The organism is Duganella alba, assembly GCF_009674495.1.
GTDB lineage: Bacteria > Pseudomonadota > Gammaproteobacteria > Burkholderiales > Burkholderiaceae_D > Rugamonas > Rugamonas alba.
Genome location: NZ_WKJN01000007.1, coordinates 235792 through 255021, shown reverse-complemented (window position 1 = coordinate 255021; position 19230 = coordinate 235792). Strand labels below are relative to the sequence as shown.

The following is a 19230-nucleotide window of genomic DNA, read 5'->3' as shown; positions in this document are numbered from 1 at the left end:
CCGGATCGGCCGGCGCGCCGTCGCCGAGCACGGCGTTGACCGGCCCCCGTTCGAACGACAGCTTTTCCGCCGCCACCATGGCCGCCTGCGTCAGGCGCAGCGCCTGCAGGCCGGTGCTGGTGGCGTCGTAGCGGCGCCAGGCGTCGTGCGCGATGTGCCCCAGCATGCCGCACACCAGCAGCGCCAGGACGGCGGTGGACAGCGTTAGCAGACGGGTCAGCTTCATGAAAATAGTTGAATATGTTTACACGGAAACAATATGCCACAAAGCCGCGGCGAGCGGGGGGAATGCGGCGGCGGCAGGCGGCAAATGGTACAATGCCGCCCTCGCGTCGCTGCCTCTGCCTGGACACGATGCCAAGTTTGAACGATTACTATCGAGGGAAAGAATTCTATGCAACGTATTATGCTGCGCTCCAAGCTGCACCGCGTGACGGTGACCCAGGCCGACCTGAACTACGAAGGTTCCTGCGGTATCGACGTGGACCTGCTGGAAGCCGCCGATATCAAAGTCAACGAGCAGATCGAACTGTATAACGTGAACAACGGCGAGCGCTTCGCCACCTACGCCATTCCCGGCAAGCGCGGCAGCGGCGAGATTTCGCTGAACGGCGCCGCCGCCCGCAAGGCGCAGCTGGGCGACCTGCTGATCATCTGCACCTACGGCCCGATGACCGACCAGGAAATCGAGACCCACGTGCCGAAGCTGGTGTTTGTCGATGAAAACAACAAAATCAAAAGCATCAAGCAGTAAGTAAAAAGCGCTCCCCGGAGCGCTTTTTTTTTATGCCTTGCTGCCGTCCTGCCGCAGCAGCTGCGACATGTACTGCGGCGTGATGCCGAGGAACGACGCCACCACCTTCTGCGAGATGCGCTGCTCCAGTCCCGGATATTCGCGGCGGAAGGCGATCAGGCGGCCCTGCGCCGGCGAGGCGTTGAGGTACAGCCGGCGGCTCTGGTCGATGATGCTGCGCTGGGCGGCGCCCAGGTAGTAGTCGCGCAGGTCGTTGTTGCGCTTGTACAGCGCGCTGACTTCCGACCAATCCAGCCGGTAGCCGTGGACGGCGGTCTCGGCCACCACGAAGTTCAGCGCCGGCACAGCGTCGCACGAACGCAACAGATCATCGTGCGCGCCGACCGGTTCACCGTCGCTCTGGAAGTGCAGCGTGACCTCGTTGCCGGCGTCGGTAATGAAACCGGTGCGCGTCACGCCGCTGTGCAGCCAGTGAATATACTGCGCGGGAGTGCCGATGCGTTGCAGGTATTCGCCCTTGCGCATGCTGAAGGGCACCGCCAGCGGCGCCAGCAGGCGCGATGCTTCATCGTAGAGTTCGGGAGTCACGCCATAGCGGCGGGAGACGACTTCGCGGTATTTCGCGCGGTGTTCTTGGAATGCGTTGCTCATCTCAGTTTCTTAGGAGTGGCGGTGGTCGTCCACAATGTTGCATTTGAAATCCAGCTATGTAAACGGCCGTACAAAAGGAACTTCAAAGTGTAAACGTTTTCACAGTCTGCGACACAATATTTGTTGCAGATTAGAATGAAAATTAAAATTTATTCCAAACTTCACTCAGTTGAAGAAGTTGCTTTTATTCATGCCTTTAGCGTTACTATAAGAAAATAATCCGCACCGGAGACTTCGCATGAAAATTCACGACCTCAGCATCGGCCGGCGTCTGGCCCTGGGCTTTGCCATCATTCTCGCCGTTCTCATCCTCAATACCGGTCTCGGCATCTACCGCCTGCAAGGCGTCGCCTCCGCCACGCGCGCCATGATGGAAACGCCGCTGGCCAAGGAGCGCCTGATTTCCGACTGGTATCGCACCGTGTTTGCCGGCATCCGCCGCACCACCGCCATCGCCAAGAGCGCCGACCCGTCGCTGGCCACCTTCTTTGCCGACGAGGCCAAGGAAGGCGTCAGCTTCGCCTCCAGCCTGGTCAAGCAGATCGAGGCGCTGACCAACGACAGCGACCGCAAGCTGATGGACGAGCTGGTGGAGATGCGCAAGCTCTACGTCAGCTCGCGCGACAACGTGATGAAGGCCAAGAGCGCCGGCGACGCCGCCGAGGCCACGCGCCTGCTGGAGCAGGTTTACCTGCCGGCGGCCAAGACCTATGAAGGCATGTTGCAGAAAATCCTCGATCACCAGCGCAAGGAGATCGACGCCGCCGCCGCCCGCATCGACGAGGTGGCCGCGCAGAGCCGCAACCTGCTGGTGCTGCTGGCGGTGCTGGTGGTGGCGTTCGGCGTGGCCTTCGCCTGGTGGCTGACCACCGGCATCACACGTCCGATCAACGAGGCGGTGGCGCTGGCCGAGAACGTGGCCGAGGGCGACCTGGTCGACCGCAGCGGCCGGGCCCACACCGATTACAGCAAGGACGAACCGGGCAAGCTGCTGCACGCCCTGAACCGCATGTCGCACAGCCTGGTGGGCATTGTCAGCGAGGTGCGCAACGGTACGGACACCATCTCCACCGCCTCGTCGGAAATCGCCGCCGGCAACCTGGACCTGTCCTCGCGCACCGAGGAGCAGGCCAGCTCGCTGGAGGAAACCGCGTCGTCGATGGAGGAGCTGACCAGCACCGTCAAGCAGAATGCCGAGAACGCGCGCCAGGCCAACCAGCTGGCGGCCAGCGCCGCCGAAGTGGCGCAGCGCGGCGGCGCCGAAGTGTCGGACGTGGTGCAGACCATGGCGTCGATCGACCAGTCGTCGAAGAAGATTGTCGACATCATCGGCGTCATCGACGGCATCGCCTTCCAGACCAATATCCTGGCCCTGAACGCGGCGGTGGAAGCGGCGCGCGCCGGCGAGCAGGGACGCGGCTTTGCCGTGGTGGCGTCCGAGGTGCGCAACCTGGCGCAGCGTTCGGCCAGCGCCGCCAAGGAGATCAAGGCGCTGATCGATGATTCGGTGGGCAAGGTGGAAACCGGCACGCGGCTGGTCGGCCAGGCCGGCAACACCATGGAGGAAGTGGTGCGCAGCATCCAGCGCGTGACCGCCATCATGGCGGAGATCAGCAACGCCAGCGTTGAGCAGACCCACGGCATTGAACAGATCAACATGGCCATCTCGCAGATGGACCATGTGACGCAGCAGAACGCCGCGCTGGTGGAGCAGGCCGCGGCGGCGGCCGGCTCGATGCAGGAACAGGCCGCGCAACTGGCCGCAGCCGTCAGCATCTTCAAGCTGGACGATGCGGCGGCGCCGCGCCGTGTCGGCCTGTCGGGCGCGAAGCTGCTGGCGTAATTCCGTCAGGCTGGATCGGCCTTGCCGATGACGCGGTAGACCGCCGCGCCCAGCAGGGCGCCGGCGACCGGCGCCGCCCAGAACAGCCACAGCTGGCTCACCGCCCAGTCGCCGACGTACAGCGCGACAGCGGTGCTGCGCGCCGGGTTGACCGAGGTGTTGGTGACCGGGATCGAGATCAGGTGGATCAGCGTCAGCGCGAAACCGATCGGCAGCGGCGCGAAGCCCTTCGGCGCGCGGGCGTCGGTGGCGCCCAGGATCACCAGCAGGAACATCATGGTCATCACCACTTCCGACACCAGCGCGGCGGTCAGCGCGTAGCCGCCCGGCGAGTGCGCGCCATAGCCGTTGGCGGCGAAGCCGGCGCTGACATCAAAACCGGCCTTGCCGCTGGCGATCACATACAGCACGCCACCGGCGACGATGCCGCCCAATACCTGCGCCACGATGTACGGCAGCAGCTGCCTGGCCGGGAAGCGGCCGCCGGCCCACAGGCCGATCGACACCGCCGGGTTCAGGTGGCAACCGGAGATGTGGCCGATGGCGTAGGCCATGGTCAGCACCGTCAGGCCGAAGGCCAGCGCCACGCCGAGCAGGCCGATGCCGACGCCGGGAAACGCCGCCGCCAGCACGGCGCTGCCGCAGCCGCCAAGCACCAGCCAGAAAGTACCAAAGAATTCCGCTCCATACTGCTTCATGTCCGACTCCAAAATGATGTTGAGTAATTTACAAGCTTGCCAATGTACTAGCAAGCGCGCAAAAAGTCGAGCCCCCGCCGCAGGCGCATATGATGCAGCTGCGCAACAAGCGACTAGCAAGATGGATGCTGTTGCGATTAAAGGAGCCCTTTGCGTGCAAGGCTTCCCGGGGCGTGCGGCGGGCGCGCCGTCGCTTGCATAATTGCGCGCCGCAGGCGATTTGCGCCGCTGCCGCGCGAAACTCCAGCTACAATGGATTCGCCTGTCGCACTGTGGCGTGGGCTGGGTTTCTGGGATACAGTTGGACTACCGGGGCATGCTGGGACAGCGGACTCCGAGATGACAGCGGGGTGGCGTCCAGTGAAGAACGATACCGGGTTGAACAGCAAAATTCTCGCGCCCTTCGGGCTGGCGATCGCCGGCGCCTTGGGCACCATCGCCGCGGGCTGGAGCGCCTGGGGCTGGTACACCTTGATCTGGGCCGCGCTCCTGCTGGCCGCCGCCGCGTGGCTCACGCGCGATAGCGGATTCGGCGCCACCAACGCCACCGGCGACAACTCCATGATCGACCATTATCTCGCCGGGCGCGAACGCTTCGGCGACGCCGTGCTGCCCGTATGGTGCCGGCATATCGAAAACTCGCGCACGCAGATGGAGGAGGCGGTGTCCGACCTGGCGTCGCGCTTCTCCAGCATCGTCGATAAACTCGACAACGCGGTGCACGTCTCCAGCGCCAACAACCAGAACGGCAGCTCGATGACCGAGGTGTTCGCGCACAGCGAAACGCAACTCGGCTCGGTGGTGACGTCGATGAAATCGGCGATGGCGTCCAAGCAGGCCATGCTGGCGCAGATCAAGGATCTGGAACGCTTTACGCGCGAGCTGCGCGGCATGGCCGAAGGCGTGGCCAGCATCGCCGCCCAAACCAATCTGCTGGCGCTGAACGCCGCCATCGAAGCGGCGCGCGCCGGTCCCGCCGGCGCCGGCTTCGCGGTGGTGGCGCAGGAGGTGCGCATGCTGTCGATGCGCTCGGCCGAAACCGGCAAGGAGATCACCAACCGCGTGGGCCTGATCAGCAGCGCCATCCTCGCCGCCAGCCAGGCGGCCGAACAGTCGAGCGAATCGGAAGACAAGTCGATGCAGTCGGCCGAAGGCATGATCGATTCCGTGCTGGCCGAGTTCCGTCAGATCACCGACGCGCTGGTGCAATCGTCCGACCTGCTCAAGCAGGAGAGCATCGGCATCCAGGGCGAGGTGGGCCAGGCGCTGGTGCAGCTGCAGTTCCAGGACCGCGTCAGCCAGGTGATGTCGCACGTGCGCGAGAACATGGAAAGCCTGCCGGCGCTGCTGCGCGAGAACCGGGCGCAGTATGAATCCAGCGGCGTGCTGGAAGCGCCCGATCCGGACCGTCTGCTGCACGAGCTGCAGAAGACCTACGCCATGGCCGAGGAACACGCGGTGCACAGCGGCGCGCGCCTGGCCGCGCCGGCCGCTTCCGAAGCCGATGAAATCACTTTTTTCTGAGGGTAGATGAGATATGGGAAAAACCATCATGGTGGTCGATGATTCGGCCTCGCTGCGTCAGGTAGTGGGGATTGCGCTGAAAGGCGCGGGATACGATGTGATCGAGGGACGGGACGGCGTTGATGCGCTGTCCAAATGCACCGGGCAGAAAATCCACCTGGTGGTGTGCGACGTGAACATGCCTAACATGGACGGCATCACCTTCGTCAAGCAGTTCAAGCAGCTGCCCAACTATAAATTCACGCCGGTGATCATGCTGACCACCGAGTCGCAGGAGAGCAAGAAGGAAGAGGGCAAGGCGGCCGGCGCCAAGGCCTGGGTGGTCAAGCCCTTCAAGCCCGAGGTGCTGCTGGGCGCCGTGGCCAAGCTGGTGCTGCCATGATCGATTGTGCTATTTGAGCGGAGGCTGCGATGGCGGACGACGTTACCCGGATTTCCCTGGACGGCGAAATGACGATCTACCGCGCCGCCGATCTGAAAGTCAGTGTGCTGGAAGCGCTGCGCAAGACGCGCGTGCTGGAGATCGACCTGTCCGGCGTGACCGAGCTCGATACCGCCGGCCTGCAGGTGCTGATGCTGGCCAAGCAGGCCGCCGCCGCCGACCAGCGCGAGCTGCGCCTGCTGCAGCACAGCCCCGCCGTAGTTGAAATCTTCGAGATGCTGGACCTGGTCGCCTTCTTCGGCGACGCCGTGCTGATACACGCTTGAGGGGAAGCCATGAACCTGGATGACGCGCTACAGACATTTATCGCCGAAAGCCGCGAACTGCTGGAGGAGATGGAAAACGCGCTGCTGAATGTCGACCTGGCCGGCGACCAGGGGGAGGCGATCAACGCCATCTTCCGCGCCGCCCATACCATCAAGGGATCGGCGGGCCTGTTCAGCCTTGACCACATCGTCGCCTTCACCCACGTGGTGGAAAGCCTGCTGGACAAGGTGCGCGACGGCAGCGTGACGCTCAACGACGAAATGGTGGTGCTGCTGCTGTCCTGCTGCGACTACCTGTCCGGTATGATCGACGCGCTGGCCGCCGGCCGCCACGACCAGGACCCCGACACCGCGCCGGAAGGCGAGATGCTGCAACAGCAGCTGCGCCGCCACATGGACGGCGAGGCCGCGCCGTCCATCGCTTCCGGCCTGGCGGTGCACGCGGAACCGGGCGTGGAGCGCATCGACCAGGAGCGCGGTGACAGCGACTACTGGCATATCTCGTTGCGCTTCGGGCGCGGCGTGCTGCAGAACGGCATGGACCCGATCGCCTTCCTGCGCTACCTGGGCAAGCTGGGACGCATCGTCGGCATCGCCACCATTCCCGATGCGCTGCCGGCCGCCGATGAAATGGATGCGGAGCTGTGCTACCTCGGTTTTGAAATCGCCTTCGACAGCACGGCCGACCGCGAGGCCATCGCCGGCGTGTTCGAATTCGTGCAGGACGACTGCGAGATCCGCATCATCCCGCCCAACAGCAAGGTGTCGGAATACGTCAACCTGATCCGCGCCCTGCCGGAGCGCGCCGCGCGCCTGGGCGAGATCCTGGTCCGCTGCGGCAGCGTCACCGCGCACGAACTGGAAGGCGCGTTGCAGCAGCAGTCCGGCAAGCAGGAGGACGCGCCGCAGCAACTGGGCAGCATCCTGGTCGGCGCCGGCAATGTGCCGCCGGTGGTGGTGGAGGCGGCGCTGGCCAAGCAGAAGCAGGTCACCGAGCAGAAGGCGCAGGAAAGCCGCTCGATCCGCGTCGACTCCGACAAGCTGGATCGGCTGATCGACCTGGTGGGCGAACTGATTATCGCCGGCGCGCGCGCCAGCATGATCGGCCAGCAGATCCACAATACCGACCTGCTGGAATGTACCTCGACGCTGACCGGCCTGGTGGAGGACGTGCGCGACGCCGCGCTGGAACTGCGCATGGTGAAGATCGGCGCCACCTTCAACCGCTTCCAGCGCGTGGTGCACGACGTGACGCGGGAACTGGGCAAGGACATCGGCCTGATTGTCGACGGCGAGGATTCGGAGCTGGACAAGACGGTGGTGGAAAAAATCGGCGATCCGCTGATGCACCTGGTGCGCAACGCCATGGACCATGGCATCGAGCCGGCCGACGTGCGCGTGGCGGCCGGCAAGCCGGCCAAGGGCATGATCAAGCTGAACGCCTTCCACGAATCGGGCAGCATCGTCATCGAAGTGAGCGACGACGGCGGCGGCCTGCGCAAGGAGAAAATCCTGGCCAAGGCCATCGAGCGCGGACTGGTGGACCCGGAGCGCAAGCTGACCGACAGCGAAATCTACAACCTGATTTTCGAAGCCGGCTTCTCGACGGCGGAGAAGATCACCAACCTGTCCGGGCGCGGCGTCGGCATGGACGTGGTCAAGCGGAATATCCAGGCGCTGCGCGGCAGCGTGGATGTCGGCAGCCGCGAAGGCCAGGGCACCACGGTCACCGTGCGCCTGCCGCTGACGCTGGCCATCATCGACGGCTTCCTGGTGCAGGTGGGATCGTCGGTGTTCGTCATCCCGCTGGACATGATCGAGGAGTGCATCGAATACGCCACCGAGCCGGGACAGGACTACACCGACCTGCGCGGCCAGGTGCTGCCGCTGGTGCGCCTGCGCCAGCTGTTCCGCATCGACGGCGCCGCCACGCGGCGCGAGAGCATCGTGGTGCTCAAGTTCGGCAACCACCGTGCCGGGCTGGTGGTCGATACGCTGCTGGGTGAATTCCAGACCGTGATCAAGCCGCTCAGCCCCATGTTCAGCGAAGTGAAATGCATCAGCGGCTCCACCATCCTGGGCAGCGGCGAAGTGGCGCTGATCCTGGACGTGTCGGCGCTGATGCACACCGTGGCCGGCAAGGGCGCCGTGGCGGCGCTGGCCGCATAGGAGGAGAATGAGATGAGCGCCGCAATCGACACTTCCAACGTGGTCACCTACGGCAGCAACGCCATCGTCGCGCTGCAAAGCGGCGCCGCGCTGCCCAGCCAGTTCCTCACCTTCATGCTGGGCGAGGACCAGTTCGCGGTCGGCATCCTGCACATCAAGGAGATCATCGAATACGGCAGCCTGGCCACCGTGCCGATGATGCCGGACTGCGTGCGCGGCGTGATCAACCTGCGCGGCGCCGTGGTGCCGGTGATGGATCTGTCGGCGCGCTTTGGCCGCGCGCAGAGCGTCATCGGCAAGCGCAGCTGCATCGTCATCGTCGAGACGGGCGGCGAGGATGGCGAGGGCAAGCAGGTGCTGGGCATGCTGGTGGACGCGGTCAACGCGGTGGTGGAAATCGCCGCCAGCGACATCGAGCCGGCGCCATCGTTCGGCACGCGCATCCGGCCGGACTTCATCGCCGGCATGGGCAAGCTCACGGACAAAAATCGCGGCCGCTTCGTGATCCTGCTGGACATCGAGCGCGTGCTGTCGAGCGAGGAGATCGTCGAGATGGCGCGCGGCACCGCCGCCGCTGTCGCCTGACAGGCGGTGTCCCATGAGCGTGGCGACCATCACCGAGCGCGAGTTCTTGCAGTTCCAGCGCTTCATCTTCGACGCGGCCGGCATCACCATGGCCGACGGCAAGCAGGCGCTGGTCAGCGGCCGGCTGGCCAAGCGGCTGGCGCATTACCAGCTCGCCAGCTATGGCGACTATCTGCGCCTGCTGGAGAGTCGCGCGCAGCCGGCCGAATTGCAGGTGGCGGTGGACTTGCTGACCACCAACGAGACCTACTTCTTCCGCGAACCGAAGCACTTCGCGCTGCTGCGCGACCTGGCGCAGGAGGCGCATGACAAGAACCGCGCGTTGCGCGTATGGAGCGCCGCCAGTTCCAGCGGCGAGGAACCGTACAGCATCGCCATGGTGCTGGCCGACGTGATGGGAGACGACGCGCCGTGGGAGGTGCTGGGCACCGACATCAGCACCCGCGTGCTGCAACGCGCCCGCAGCGGCCACTACCCGATGGAGCGCGCCACGCAGATGCCGCCGGCCTACCTGAAGCGCTTCTGCCTCAAGGGCCAGGGCAGCGAGGCGGGCACCATGCTGATCGAACGTTCGCTGCGCCAGCGCGTGCAGTTCCAGCACCTGAACCTGAACGCGCCGCTGCCCAAGGTCGGCACCTTCGATGTGATCTTCCTGCGCAATGTGATGATCTACTTCAGCCTCGAAACCAAGCGCCAGGTGGTGGCGCGCCTGCTGGCGCAACTGCGGCCCGGCGGCTACTTCCTGATCGGCCATTCGGAAACGCTGAACGACATCAACGACACGCTGACCGCGGTCGCGCCTTCGATTTATCGCAAGCCATGACAGACGCCAAGCTGATTGATATCTTCCTGATGCCGGGCGATTACTTCGTCGGCGATGGGCGGTATCGCGTGCGCACCTTGCTGGGTTCCTGCGTGTCGGTCACGCTGTGGCATCCGGCGCTGCGCATCGGCGCCATGTCGCATTTTCTGCTGCCGGGGCATGGCCGGCGCAAGAGCGACCGCCCGTCCGACAAGCCGGGCATGTACGGCGCTGACGCCATGCAGCTGCTGGTGGAAGGCATGGCGCAGCATGGCGTGCCGCTGGTGCAGTGCCAGGGCAAGATCTTCGGCGGCGGCGCCATGTTCCCGCGCAGCGACAAAGTGCGCGACATCGGCATGCAGAACGGCGACTATGCGCGCAGCATGTTGCAGCAGCACGGCATACACGTGGTGTCCGAGAGCCTGTTCGGCGAAGGACACCGTCAACTTATCTTCACCATCCGTAACGGCGAGGTGCTGAGTCGCCAGGTTCCGCCGGAGCCGGGATGGAGCAATGCAGGAGCAAGGACCCAGGCATGAGTGGAATAAAGGTCATGATCGTCGACGATTCGGCCGTGGTGCGGCAGGTGCTGAGCGGGCTGCTGAACGCGGCACCGGGCATCACCGTCACCCATGCGGTGGCCAATCCGCTGCTGGCGATGGAGCGCATGAAGGTGCAATGGCCGGACGTGATCGTGCTCGACGTGGAGATGCCCAAGATGGACGGCATCACCTTCCTGCGCAAGCTGATGACCGAGCACCCGACGCCGGTGGTGATCTGCTCGACATTGACCGAGAAGGGCGCGCAGACTTCGGTGGAGGCGTTGACCGCCGGCGCGGTCGCCATCATCACCAAGCCGCGCCTGGACCTGAAGCAGTTCCTGCATGACAGCGCGGATGAACTGGTGTCCGCCGTGCGCTCGGCCGCCGGCGCGCACGTCGGCAAACTGGCCGCGCGCGCGGCGATGCCGCCGCCACCGGTGACGGTCAAACTGAATGCCGACGCCATCCTGCCGCCCACCGACGCGCGGCCGATGACCGCCACCACCGAACGCGTGGTGGCCATCGGCACTTCCACCGGCGGCACGCAGGCGCTGGAGGAAGTGCTGACGGCGCTGCCGCGCGTCTCGCCCGGCATCGTCGTGGTGCAACACATGCCGGAGAAGTTCACGGCGGCCTTCGCGGCGCGGCTGGACAGTGTGTGCGCGGTGCGCGTCAAGGAAGCGGAAAACAACGACCGCGTGCTGCAAGGGCAGGTGCTGATCGCGCCCGGCGGCAAGCACATGCTGCTGCGTCGCACCGGCGCACAGTATTTCGTCGAGGTGGTGGACGGGCCGCTGGTCAACCGTCATCGGCCGTCGGTGGATGTGCTGTTCCGTTCCGCCGCGCGCGCGGCCGGCGCCAACGCGCTGGGCGTCATCATGACCGGCATGGGCGACGACGGCGCGGCCGGGCTGCTGGAGATGCTGAAGGCCGGCGCACGCACCGTGGCACAGGATGAAGCCAGCTGCGTGGTGTACGGCATGCCGAAAGAGGCGGTCAAGCGAGGCGGCGTGGAAAAGTCGGTGCCGTTGAACGCGATCTATCGCGAAATCCTGCAACAGCTGCAGCACTGATCATGCATACGCCCACGCCCAGCGATACCACCGCCCAGCCATGGGAGGGCCGCCGTGTGCTGGTGGTGGAGGACAGCGCGGTGCAGCGAGGCTATCTGGTCGGCCTGCTGCGGCAACTGGCGTTCGGAGAAATCTTCGAAGCGGCCGACGGCAATGAAGCCTTGCAGCTGCTGGAGCGCGAACAACACGACCGCATCTTCCTGGTGCTGACCGATCTGGAAATGCCCGGCATGGATGGCATCGAGCTGACCTGCCAGCTACGCGACCGCAACCTGGCGGACAACCTGATCGTGGTCAGCGCCCGCGATCCGCGCCTGCTGGAGATCATCGAGAACATGGCGTGCGAGGACGCCTCCATCGGCCTGCTGGGAACTTTGCTCAAGCCGGTGCAGCTGGAATCGCTGACGCAGTTGTTGTGCAAGGCTGGCAACCGCGACGCCGGCTGTGCGCCGGCCGCATCGCCATTGCCGGCCCAGGCCTCGCTGGAAGAGCTGGTGCAGGCGCTGGCGCGCAAGGAATTCCTGCCGTACTTCCAGCCCAAGGTCGCCATGCAGAACGGCCAGTTGAAAGGCGTGGAGGCGTTGGCGCGCTGGCAGCATCCGCAACGCGGCCTGCTGTCGCCGGCGCACTTCATCGACACGCTGGAAGGCCAGCCGCTGATGGCCGAGTTCACGCTGGTGCTGGTGCAGCAGGTGCTGGAGCACATCCTGCACTGGCAGCAGGCCGGCCTGCCGCCACTGACGGTGTCGATCAACCTGTCCGCCGACAACCTGGCCGAACGCGGCTTCATCGATCGCCTGACGGCGCTGGTGACCGGTTCCGGCGTGGCGCCGGCGTCGCTGGTGTGGGAAGTCACGGAGACCAGCGTGATGCGCCAGTTGTCGCAGGCGCTGACCAATATGGGCCGCCTGCGGCTGATGGGCTTCGGCCTGGCGATGGACGATTTTGGCATCGGTTATTCGTCGATGCAGCAGTTCGCCCGCTGCCCGTTCACGGAGCTGAAGATAGACCGCGCCTTCGTCAACGGCGCCGCGCAATGGCCGAACCGCCTGACCGTGCTGAAAAGCGCGCTCGATCTGGGGCAGAGCCTGGGCGTGGCGACGGTGGCGGAAGGTGTGGAAACGGTGGAGGACTGGAAGCTGTTGCGCGACCTCGGTTGCGACATGGCGCAAGGTTATCTGCTGGCCAAGCCCATGCCGGCCGAAGAGCTGGTGGGCTGGATGCGGCAGGACCGGCGGCGCTTGCGCGCGCTGGCGGGATCGGAATAAATAACTACAACCAATGCTGGGGAGATCGTCATGCTGTCAACGTTACAGGTGCGGACCAAGATTCTGATTTTGCTGGCAGTGGCGGTATTGGCGTTAGTGACGATAGTGGGCGTCGCCTTCACCGGCCTGAAGACGCAGGGCGAGATGCTGGCGCAGATAGGCCGTAACCGCATGCCGTCGGTGCAGGCGTTGCAGGCGATCAGCGAAGGACAGACGGCGTTGCGCTCGGCCAGCCGTTCGATCGATTCCACTTCCCAGTATGCCGACGAGATGGACAACATTCCGCACGAGATCCAGCGCAAGCAGGAGATCTGGACCAATATCGACAAGGCCTGGAAAATCTACGACGCCTTGCCGCAGGAGCCGGAGGAGGCGACGTTGTGGAAGACCTTCGTCACGCAATGGAACGCATGGAAGCAGCGCGATACCGTCATCAACGACCTGGCGGGACAGATCGTGCGCGCCGACGCGGCGAAGCGCAAGGAGCTGTTCACCACGCTGCACAACACGCTCAAGGACAACCGTACCGCCTTCCGCGACGCCGAGGAAAGCATCAACAAGCTGGTGGCGCTGAACGCCGGCTATGGCGACAGCGACGTCAAGAACGCGGAGAGCGCATCAGCCGCTGCGCTCAAGACCATGTACCTGTCGTCCGGCATCGCGCTGGTTTTGCTGGTGGCGATCGGGCTGTTCATCCTGACCGGGATCATGAAGCAGCTGGGCGGCGATCCAGGCTACGCGGCTGACATCGTGCGCCAGGTGGCGGATGGCGACTTGACGGCGGACGTGCAGCTCAAGCCCGGCGACACCAGCAGCCTGCTGGCGGCGATGAAGGGCATGATCGACAAGCTGTCGAACGTGGTGCAGGAGGTGAACAACGGCGCCGAGGCATTGGCTTCGGCATCGGAAGAAGTCAGCGCCACCGCGCAGTCGCTGTCGCAGGCGGCCAGCGAGCAGGCGGCGGGCACGGAGGAAACCAGCGCCTCGGTGGAACAGATGACGGCGTCGATATCGCAGAACACCGAGAACGCCAAGGTCACCGACAGCATTGCCAGCAAGGCGGCGGTGGAGGCGGCGGAGGGCGGCGAGGCGGTCAAATCCACCGTGGCGGCGATGCAGCAGATCGCCAAGAAGATCAGCATCATCGACGACATCGCGTATCAAACCAATCTGCTGGCGCTGAATGCGGCGATCGAGGCCGCGCGTGCGGGTGAGCATGGCAAGGGCTTCGCCGTGGTGGCGGCCGAGGTGCGCAAGCTGGCGGAACGCAGCCAGGTGGCGGCGCAGGAAATCGAGCAGGTCGCGGCCAGCAGCGTGGAGCTGGCCGACAAGGCTGGGCGTCTGCTGGACGAGATGGTGCCGAACATCCGCCGCACCTCGAACCTGGTGCAGGAGATTACGGCGGCGTCGGAAGAGCAGTCGGCCGGTGTAGGCCAGATCAACTCCGCCGTCACGCAACTGAGCCAGACCACGCAGCAGAACGCGTCCAGCTCCGAGGAGCTGGCGGCGACGGCGGAAGAAATGAGCGGCCAGGCGGAGCAACTGCAGCACACCATGGCCTTCTTCAAATTGGCCGGCGGCTCGCGCGCGGTGCGCACGCCGGTGATGACGCGCAAGCCGGTGCGTTCGCCAGGCGGCGTGGCGGCCATGCGTCGCATGAGCGAAATGAGTGAACCGGACGAATCGCACTTCGTCAAATTCTGAGCGAGGCGGGAAATGAATACCTTGGCCGTTGCCGGCACGCCGGCGCAATACCTCAGTTTCATGCTGGGGCAGGATATGTTCGCGATGGGCATATTGGCGGTGCGCGAGATTCTGGAATACGCCGGCGTGACGCCGGTGCCGCAAATGCCGCCTTCCATCTGCGGCGTGATCAACCTGCGCGGCACGGCGGTGCCGGTGCTGGACCTGGCGCGACGGCTGGACCGGCAGCCTTCTCCGATCAGCAAACGCACCTGCATCATTGTGGTGGAGGTGGACGGCGAGGACGGCCCGTTCGTGATCGGCATCCTGGTCGACGCCGTGAATGCGGTGATGGATATTCCCGCCACCGAGATCGAGCCGGCGCCGCGCTTCGGCGCGGTGAAGGCGGAGCTGTTGCATGGCATCGGCAAGGTGAGCGGCCGCTTCGTGCTGCTGCTGAATGTGCAGCACGTGGTATCGACCTTGCACTTGCAGGACTTCGTAGCGCAAATCCCCTAGGAGGCTTCATGTTCGTGAATATTACAGTCAGGACCAAGATCCTGGCGCTGATTGCTGTTGCAGTGCTGGCGTTGCTGCTGGTGGTGGTGATCGCTTTCCAGGGGCTGAAAAAGGAAAGCGAGATGCTGGCCGAAATCGGCAAGAACCGCATGCCTTCCGTGCAGGCGCTGATGACCATCAACGAAGGCAAGACCGGCATTCGTTCCGCCAACCGAGCGGCCGACGCCGGCGCCGCCTATCCCGAAAACATCGAGGAGATCGCGCAACAGATCAAGCGCCGTGCGGAGATCTTCACGCAGATCGAACAGGCATGGAAAGTCTACGACGCGCTGCCGCAGGCGCCGGAAGAAGCGACGGTGTGGAAGACCTTCACCAAGGCCTGGGACACGTGGAAGCAGAAGGACGCCGAATTCGGCGGCCTGCTGACGCAGATCCAGGGCGCGGAGCCGGGCAAGCGCAAGGAGCTGTTCGTCGCGCTGCACGCCAACCTGGCCGACAACCGCAATGCCTTCCACGATCTGGAAACGAATCTGGACAAGCTGGTGGAGCTGAACGTCAAGTATGGCGACGATGCCGTGAAGGAAGCCGACGCCGCATCGGCTTCCGCCACCTCCAGCATGTACACCGCATCCGCCATCGCCCTGGCGCTGCTGGTGGCATTGGGACTGCTGATCCTGCGCGGCATCATGAATCAGCTGGGCGGCGATCCAGGCTACGCGGCCGACATTGTGCGTCGCGTGGCCGACGGTGACCTGAGCGCCGAAGTGCAGCTCAAGCCCGGCGACACCAGCAGCCTGCTGGCGGCGATGAAGGGCATGATCGACAAACTGTCCGATGTGGTGCAGGAAGTGAACAACGGCGCCGAGTCGCTGGCTTCGGCATCGGAAGAGGTCAGCGCGACGGCCCAGGCATTGTCGCAGGCGGCCAGCGAACAGGCGGCGGGCACGGAGGAAACCAGCGCCTCGGTGGAGCAGATGACGGCGTCGATTTCACAGAACACCGAGAACGCCAAGGTCACGGACGGCATCGCCAGCAAGGCGGCGCTGGAAGCGGCGGAAGGCGGCGAGGCGGTCAAGTCCACCGTGGCGGCGATGCAGCAGATCGCCAAGAAGATCAGCATCATCGACGATATCGCCTACCAGACCAACCTGCTGGCGCTGAATGCGGCCATCGAGGCGGCACGCGCGGGCGAACATGGCAAGGGCTTCGCCGTGGTGGCGGCCGAGGTGCGCAAGCTGGCGGAACGCAGTCAGGTGGCGGCGCAGGAGATCGAGCAGGTCGCGGCCAGCAGCGTGGAGCTGGCCGACAAGGCCGGCCGCCTGCTGGACGAGATGGTGCCGAACATCCGCCGCACCTCGAACCTGGTGCAGGAGATCACGGCGGCGTCGGAGGAGCAGTCGGCCGGCGTGGGCCAGATCAACTCCGCCGTCACGCAACTCAGCCAGACCACGCAGCAGAACGCCTCCAGCTCCGAGCAGCTGGCGGCGACGGCGGAGGAAATGAGCGCGCAGGCGGAGCAGCTGCAACAGGCCATGTCCTTCTTCAAGCTGGCCGGCGTGGCGCGCGCGGTGCGGCCGATGGTAGTGACACGCAAGCCACACAAGCCCGCGCGGCTCGGCGGCGCGGTCTCCAGCCGTCGCATGCCGGAAATGAGCGACCCTGATGAGACAAACTTCGTGAAGTTCTGAGGCGGAAGGCCGCACCGTTATTTTTGGTGAGAATTGGAGAGAAATATTGGTTCACAATGAATTGTGATTCGTCTCTCCAAGGAGTATTCACCCATGTTCAATCAGATGAAAATGGAGACCCGGCTGCATGCCGGGTTTGGCCTTGTTGTGCTGTTGGTGGTGCTGATGGGCGTGATCGCCTTCAGCAAGCTGACGTCCCTGCACGATCACTGGGACGATTTTGAGAACATTACGCTGGCGCGCAAGAACGCCGTGCTGGAGGGCGTGACGGCGCATGGCCATGCGGTGCGTCACTTCAAGAACTATATCCTGCGTGGCGGCGACAATAATACGCAGTTCCGCGCCGACCTGGCTGTCATAGAAAAAGAGATGGCGGCTTATCGCGCTGCCGGCTCGCTGACGCCGGAAGAGCAGGTACTGCTGGGTGAAGTGCAGGCCGGCGTCAAGAGCTATGACAGCAGCATGGTGCAACTGGAAGCCATGCACGAGAAGGGCATGACAGCGCTGGAAATGGACAAGGACATCAAGGGCGCCGACGAAGCTATCGCCACCGCCTTCCGCAAGCTGTTGAAGGTGAACGACTCCGAAACCAAGGGCGAATCGGCGGCGATGACCGACGTGACCAACTCCGCCAAGCAGATGATCCTGGCGGTGGATGTGGTGATCGCGATTCTCGGCTGTGTGCTGGCGGTGTGGCTGGGCCGCAGCCTGTCGGGCATTGTGCGCGATGTGCAGATGGTGGTGGCCAGCCTGTCCGGCGCGGCGCAGGAAGTCAGCGCCACCGCGCAGTCGCTGTCGCAGGCGGCCAGCGAGCAGGCGGCGGGGGTGGAGGAGACCAGCGCCTCGATCGAGCAGATGACGGCCTCGATTGCGCAGAACACGGAGAACGCCAAGATCACCGACGGCATCGCCACCCAGGCGGCGGTGGAAGCGGCGCGCGGCGGCGAGGTGGTGAAGGCCACGGCGTCGGCCATGAAGCAGATCGCCGGCAAGATCGGCATCATTGATGATATCGCGTACCAGACCAACTTGCTGGCGCTGAACGCGGCGATTGAAGCGGCGCGCGCGGGCGAACATGGCAAGGGCTTCGCGGTGGTGGCGGCCGAGGTGCGCAAGCTGGCCGAGCGCAGCCAGGTCGCGGCGCAGGAGATCGGCGAAGTGGCGGCCGACAGCGTCAAACTGGCGGAGCAGGCCGGCGCGATGTTCGACGAGCTGGCGCCGAATATCCGCAAGACGTCGGAGCTGGTGCAGGAGATTACGGCGGCGTCGGAAGAGCAGAGTTCCGGTGTGCGGCAGATTAACGGCGCGGTGATTCAGTTGAGCGAGACCACGCAGGTGAATGCGGCCAGTTCGGAAGAGCTGGCGGCGACGTCGGAGGAAATGAGCGCGCAGGCGGAGCAGCTGCGGCGCTTGATGGCGGTGTTCAAGCAGTATGCGGTGGACGATGGGCCGCGCGTGGTTGCGCGGCGGCCAACGGTCATGAAACCCGCCACCGCAACCCGCCCCGCGCGCAACATCGGGTTGGCGTCCGACAGCGCCCCCGACGAAACCAAATTTACGCGCTTCTGATATAAACCCGCACGGCGGTCCGTCGCGGGGTCAGACCCCATGCGGGGTCTGACCCCTCTCACGTAGTGCGGGTTACGGCTTCACGAATTTGAGCGTCATGCGATCGCTCTCGCCAATCGCCTGATACTTCGCCCGATCCTCATCCTTGTTGGTATAAGTCGGCGGCAGCGCCCACACGCCGTTCTTGTGGTCGGCCGTATCCTTCGGGTTGGCATTCACCTCCGACTTGCCCGCCAGCTTGAACCCCGCCGCCTCCGCCAGCTTGATTACATACTGCTCATGCATATAACCGCTGCTGGCAGTCGCATCCTGCGTCTTCGACGCCGGCAGGCGATGTTCCTCCACACCCAGCACGCCGCCCGGCTTCAGCACGGTGTACAAACTGCCGAACAAGTCCTTCATCTTGTCCGGACCCAGCTCGATCCAGTTATGGATATTGCGGAAGGTAAGCACCATGTCTACGCTGTTGGCCGGCGCCATCTCGTATTTGCGGCCCGGCGAAAACACGCCGATGGCGACCTTGTTGTACACCTCCGGCTTGGCGTTCAAACGCGCCAGGAAGCGCTCCGCGCCCTTGCGTTCACCCTCGTTCGGCGAAGCGATGTCATTGCCGCCGGTGATCAGCTTGCCGTGGTCGCGCAGATAGGGCGCCAGGATCTCGGTGTACCAGCCGCCGCCCGGCGCCAGTTCCACCACCGTCATGTTCGGCTTGATGCCGAAGAAGGCCAGCGTTTCATACGGATGGCGGTAGACGTCGCGTTTGACGTTGTCCGGCGTGCGCGTTGGCGCGGCGATTGCCGCCTTCAGCGCGTCGTCGGCGTGCGCGGCGCTGGTGGCGCCGAACAGCATCGCTGTGGCCAAAGGGGCCAGGACCGCCAATACAAATGGTTTCATGCACAGTCTCCTCAAGTGTGGAAATTAGGCGACGCTTCCGCTCGCCCTGCGCGATCATCGGCCAAGCACGCAAACAGGTCAAGCGAAATGCCATCCCCGCACCGGCCGGGTGCGCGGACAGTCAGCGGACACTTCGCGGACACCGTTTCGGACACTCCGGACACCCGAATCAATCACTTGCAGAAGACTTGTCGATGGCATACATTTTGCCTATTCGCTACGTAATCCGCCGCTAATATTGGCAAATTCACAGAACAGGC

At 64.5% G+C, this 19230-nt stretch carries 18 protein-coding genes and 1 pseudogene; 15 read left to right on the top strand and 4 right to left on the bottom strand.

Annotated elements, in window-relative coordinates; genetic code table 11:
- Window positions 1–226: pseudogene (locus GJ695_RS09765) on the bottom strand (GGDEF domain-containing protein); the annotation flags it as partial.
- Between the two features lie 168 nt (window positions 227–394).
- Between GJ695_RS09765 and panD the strand changes: the two are divergent.
- Window positions 395–754: an aspartate 1-decarboxylase gene (panD, locus tag GJ695_RS09760; RefSeq protein ID WP_154364190.1), complete on the top strand. Its 360-nt coding sequence runs from the start codon at window positions 395–397 to the stop codon at window positions 752–754.
- 30 nt (window positions 755–784) lie between these two features.
- Here the strand turns inward: panD and GJ695_RS09755 are convergent, their stop codons facing one another.
- Complete coding sequence (locus GJ695_RS09755) at window positions 785–1405, bottom strand: Crp/Fnr family transcriptional regulator (protein ID WP_229260397.1); 621 nt, start codon at window positions 1403–1405, stop codon at window positions 785–787.
- A gap of 238 nt (window positions 1406–1643) precedes the next feature.
- Here GJ695_RS09755 and GJ695_RS09750 point away from each other — a divergent pair, with 238 nt between their 5' ends.
- Window positions 1644–3248 (top strand): methyl-accepting chemotaxis protein, encoded by a 1605-nt coding sequence (locus GJ695_RS09750; protein ID WP_154364188.1) that lies wholly within the window; start codon window positions 1644–1646, stop codon window positions 3246–3248.
- A gap of 5 nt (window positions 3249–3253) precedes the next feature.
- On the opposite strand, the gene aqpZ is transcribed toward GJ695_RS09750, so the two are convergent.
- Window positions 3254–3946: an aquaporin Z gene (gene aqpZ / locus GJ695_RS09745; RefSeq protein WP_154364186.1), complete on the bottom strand. Its 693-nt coding sequence runs from the start codon at window positions 3944–3946 to the stop codon at window positions 3254–3256.
- Between the two features lie 378 nt (window positions 3947–4324).
- Between aqpZ and GJ695_RS09740 the strand changes: the two genes are divergently transcribed.
- From GJ695_RS09740 to GJ695_RS09680, 13 genes are all read left to right on the top strand, one after another.
- Complete coding sequence (locus GJ695_RS09740; protein WP_229260398.1) at window positions 4325–5470, top strand: methyl-accepting chemotaxis protein; 1146 nt, start codon at window positions 4325–4327, stop codon at window positions 5468–5470.
- A gap of 13 nt (window positions 5471–5483) precedes the next feature.
- Window positions 5484–5852 carry a response regulator gene (locus tag GJ695_RS09735; protein WP_090192355.1) on the top strand — a complete coding sequence of 123 codons (369 nt, stop codon included), beginning with the start codon at window positions 5484–5486 and terminating at the stop codon, window positions 5850–5852.
- Between the two features lie 29 nt (window positions 5853–5881).
- The gene (locus tag GJ695_RS09730) at window positions 5882–6178 is read left to right on the top strand and encodes an STAS domain-containing protein (protein ID WP_154364182.1); all 297 of its coding nucleotides are present in this window, start codon (window positions 5882–5884) and stop codon (window positions 6176–6178) included.
- Window positions 6179–6187: 9 nt separating this feature from the next.
- The gene (locus tag GJ695_RS09725) at window positions 6188–8347 is read left to right on the top strand and encodes a chemotaxis protein CheA (protein ID WP_154364180.1); all 2160 of its coding nucleotides are present in this window, start codon (window positions 6188–6190) and stop codon (window positions 8345–8347) included.
- Window positions 8348–8359: 12 nt separating this feature from the next.
- Window positions 8360–8932, top strand: a complete 573-nt coding sequence (locus GJ695_RS09720; protein ID WP_154364177.1) for a chemotaxis protein CheW — start codon at window positions 8360–8362, stop codon at window positions 8930–8932.
- Window positions 8933–8945: 13 nt separating this feature from the next.
- On the top strand, window positions 8946–9755 hold the full coding sequence (locus GJ695_RS09715; RefSeq protein WP_154364175.1) for a CheR family methyltransferase: 810 nt from the start codon (window positions 8946–8948) through the stop codon (window positions 9753–9755).
- Window positions 9752–10273, top strand: a complete 522-nt coding sequence (locus tag GJ695_RS09710) for a chemotaxis protein CheD (protein ID WP_154364173.1) — start codon at window positions 9752–9754, stop codon at window positions 10271–10273. Before GJ695_RS09715 ends, GJ695_RS09710 begins: the two co-directional genes overlap by 4 nt.
- Window positions 10270–11349: a protein-glutamate methylesterase/protein-glutamine glutaminase gene (locus GJ695_RS09705; RefSeq protein ID WP_154364171.1), complete on the top strand. Its 1080-nt coding sequence runs from the start codon at window positions 10270–10272 to the stop codon at window positions 11347–11349. Before GJ695_RS09710 ends, GJ695_RS09705 begins: the two co-directional genes overlap by 4 nt.
- Window positions 11350–11351: 2 nt before the next feature.
- Entirely contained in the window at window positions 11352–12617 is a 1266-nt protein-coding gene (locus GJ695_RS09700; RefSeq protein ID WP_154364169.1) for an EAL domain-containing response regulator, read from the top strand.
- 30 nt (window positions 12618–12647) lie between these two features.
- Entirely contained in the window at window positions 12648–14321 is a 1674-nt protein-coding gene (locus GJ695_RS09695; protein ID WP_154364167.1) for a methyl-accepting chemotaxis protein, read from the top strand.
- Between the two features lie 12 nt (window positions 14322–14333).
- A complete protein-coding gene (locus GJ695_RS09690; protein WP_154364165.1) occupies window positions 14334–14819 on the top strand; it encodes a chemotaxis protein CheW in 486 nt (161 codons plus the stop codon).
- Between the two features lie 8 nt (window positions 14820–14827).
- Window positions 14828–16507 carry a methyl-accepting chemotaxis protein gene (locus GJ695_RS09685; RefSeq protein ID WP_154364164.1) on the top strand — a complete coding sequence of 560 codons (1680 nt, stop codon included), beginning with the start codon at window positions 14828–14830 and terminating at the stop codon, window positions 16505–16507.
- 93 nt (window positions 16508–16600) lie between these two features.
- Entirely contained in the window at window positions 16601–18076 is a 1476-nt protein-coding gene (locus GJ695_RS09680) for a methyl-accepting chemotaxis protein (RefSeq protein ID WP_154364162.1), read from the top strand.
- A gap of 72 nt (window positions 18077–18148) precedes the next feature.
- On the opposite strand, the gene GJ695_RS09675 is transcribed toward GJ695_RS09680, so the two are convergent.
- Window positions 18149–18970, bottom strand: a complete 822-nt coding sequence (locus tag GJ695_RS09675; protein WP_154364160.1) for a class I SAM-dependent methyltransferase — start codon at window positions 18968–18970, stop codon at window positions 18149–18151.
- Window positions 18971–19230: the final 260 nt, after the last annotated feature.

Excerpts from the sequence above, each read along its gene's own strand:
- GJ695_RS09710 (WP_154364173.1), top strand. The coding sequence starts at position 9,752 with ATGACAGACGCCAAGCTGATTGATATCTTCCTGATGCCGGGCGATTAC.
- GJ695_RS09715 (WP_154364175.1), top strand. The coding sequence starts at position 8,946 with ATGAGCGTGGCGACCATCACCGAGCGCGAGTTCTTGCAGTTCCAGCGC.
- GJ695_RS09705 (WP_154364171.1), top strand. The coding sequence starts at position 10,270 with ATGAGTGGAATAAAGGTCATGATCGTCGACGATTCGGCCGTGGTGCGG.
- panD (WP_154364190.1), top strand. The coding sequence starts at position 395 with ATGCAACGTATTATGCTGCGCTCCAAGCTGCACCGCGTGACGGTGACC.
- aqpZ (WP_154364186.1), bottom strand. The coding sequence starts at position 3,946 with ATGAAGCAGTATGGAGCGGAATTCTTTGGTACTTTCTGGCTGGTGCTT.
- GJ695_RS09730 (WP_154364182.1), top strand. The coding sequence starts at position 5,882 with ATGGCGGACGACGTTACCCGGATTTCCCTGGACGGCGAAATGACGATC.
- GJ695_RS09735 (WP_090192355.1), top strand. The coding sequence starts at position 5,484 with ATGGGAAAAACCATCATGGTGGTCGATGATTCGGCCTCGCTGCGTCAG.
- GJ695_RS09750 (WP_154364188.1), top strand. The coding sequence starts at position 1,644 with ATGAAAATTCACGACCTCAGCATCGGCCGGCGTCTGGCCCTGGGCTTT.
- GJ695_RS09720 (WP_154364177.1), top strand. The coding sequence starts at position 8,360 with ATGAGCGCCGCAATCGACACTTCCAACGTGGTCACCTACGGCAGCAAC.
- GJ695_RS09685 (WP_154364164.1), top strand. The coding sequence starts at position 14,828 with ATGTTCGTGAATATTACAGTCAGGACCAAGATCCTGGCGCTGATTGCT.
- GJ695_RS09690 (WP_154364165.1), top strand. The coding sequence starts at position 14,334 with ATGAATACCTTGGCCGTTGCCGGCACGCCGGCGCAATACCTCAGTTTC.
- GJ695_RS09675 (WP_154364160.1), bottom strand. The coding sequence starts at position 18,970 with ATGAAACCATTTGTATTGGCGGTCCTGGCCCCTTTGGCCACAGCGATG.
- GJ695_RS09755 (WP_229260397.1), bottom strand. The coding sequence starts at position 1,405 with ATGAGCAACGCATTCCAAGAACACCGCGCGAAATACCGCGAAGTCGTC.
- GJ695_RS09680 (WP_154364162.1), top strand. The coding sequence starts at position 16,601 with ATGTTCAATCAGATGAAAATGGAGACCCGGCTGCATGCCGGGTTTGGC.
- GJ695_RS09695 (WP_154364167.1), top strand. The coding sequence starts at position 12,648 with ATGCTGTCAACGTTACAGGTGCGGACCAAGATTCTGATTTTGCTGGCA.
- GJ695_RS09725 (WP_154364180.1), top strand. The coding sequence starts at position 6,188 with ATGAACCTGGATGACGCGCTACAGACATTTATCGCCGAAAGCCGCGAA.
- GJ695_RS09700 (WP_154364169.1), top strand. The coding sequence starts at position 11,352 with ATGCATACGCCCACGCCCAGCGATACCACCGCCCAGCCATGGGAGGGC.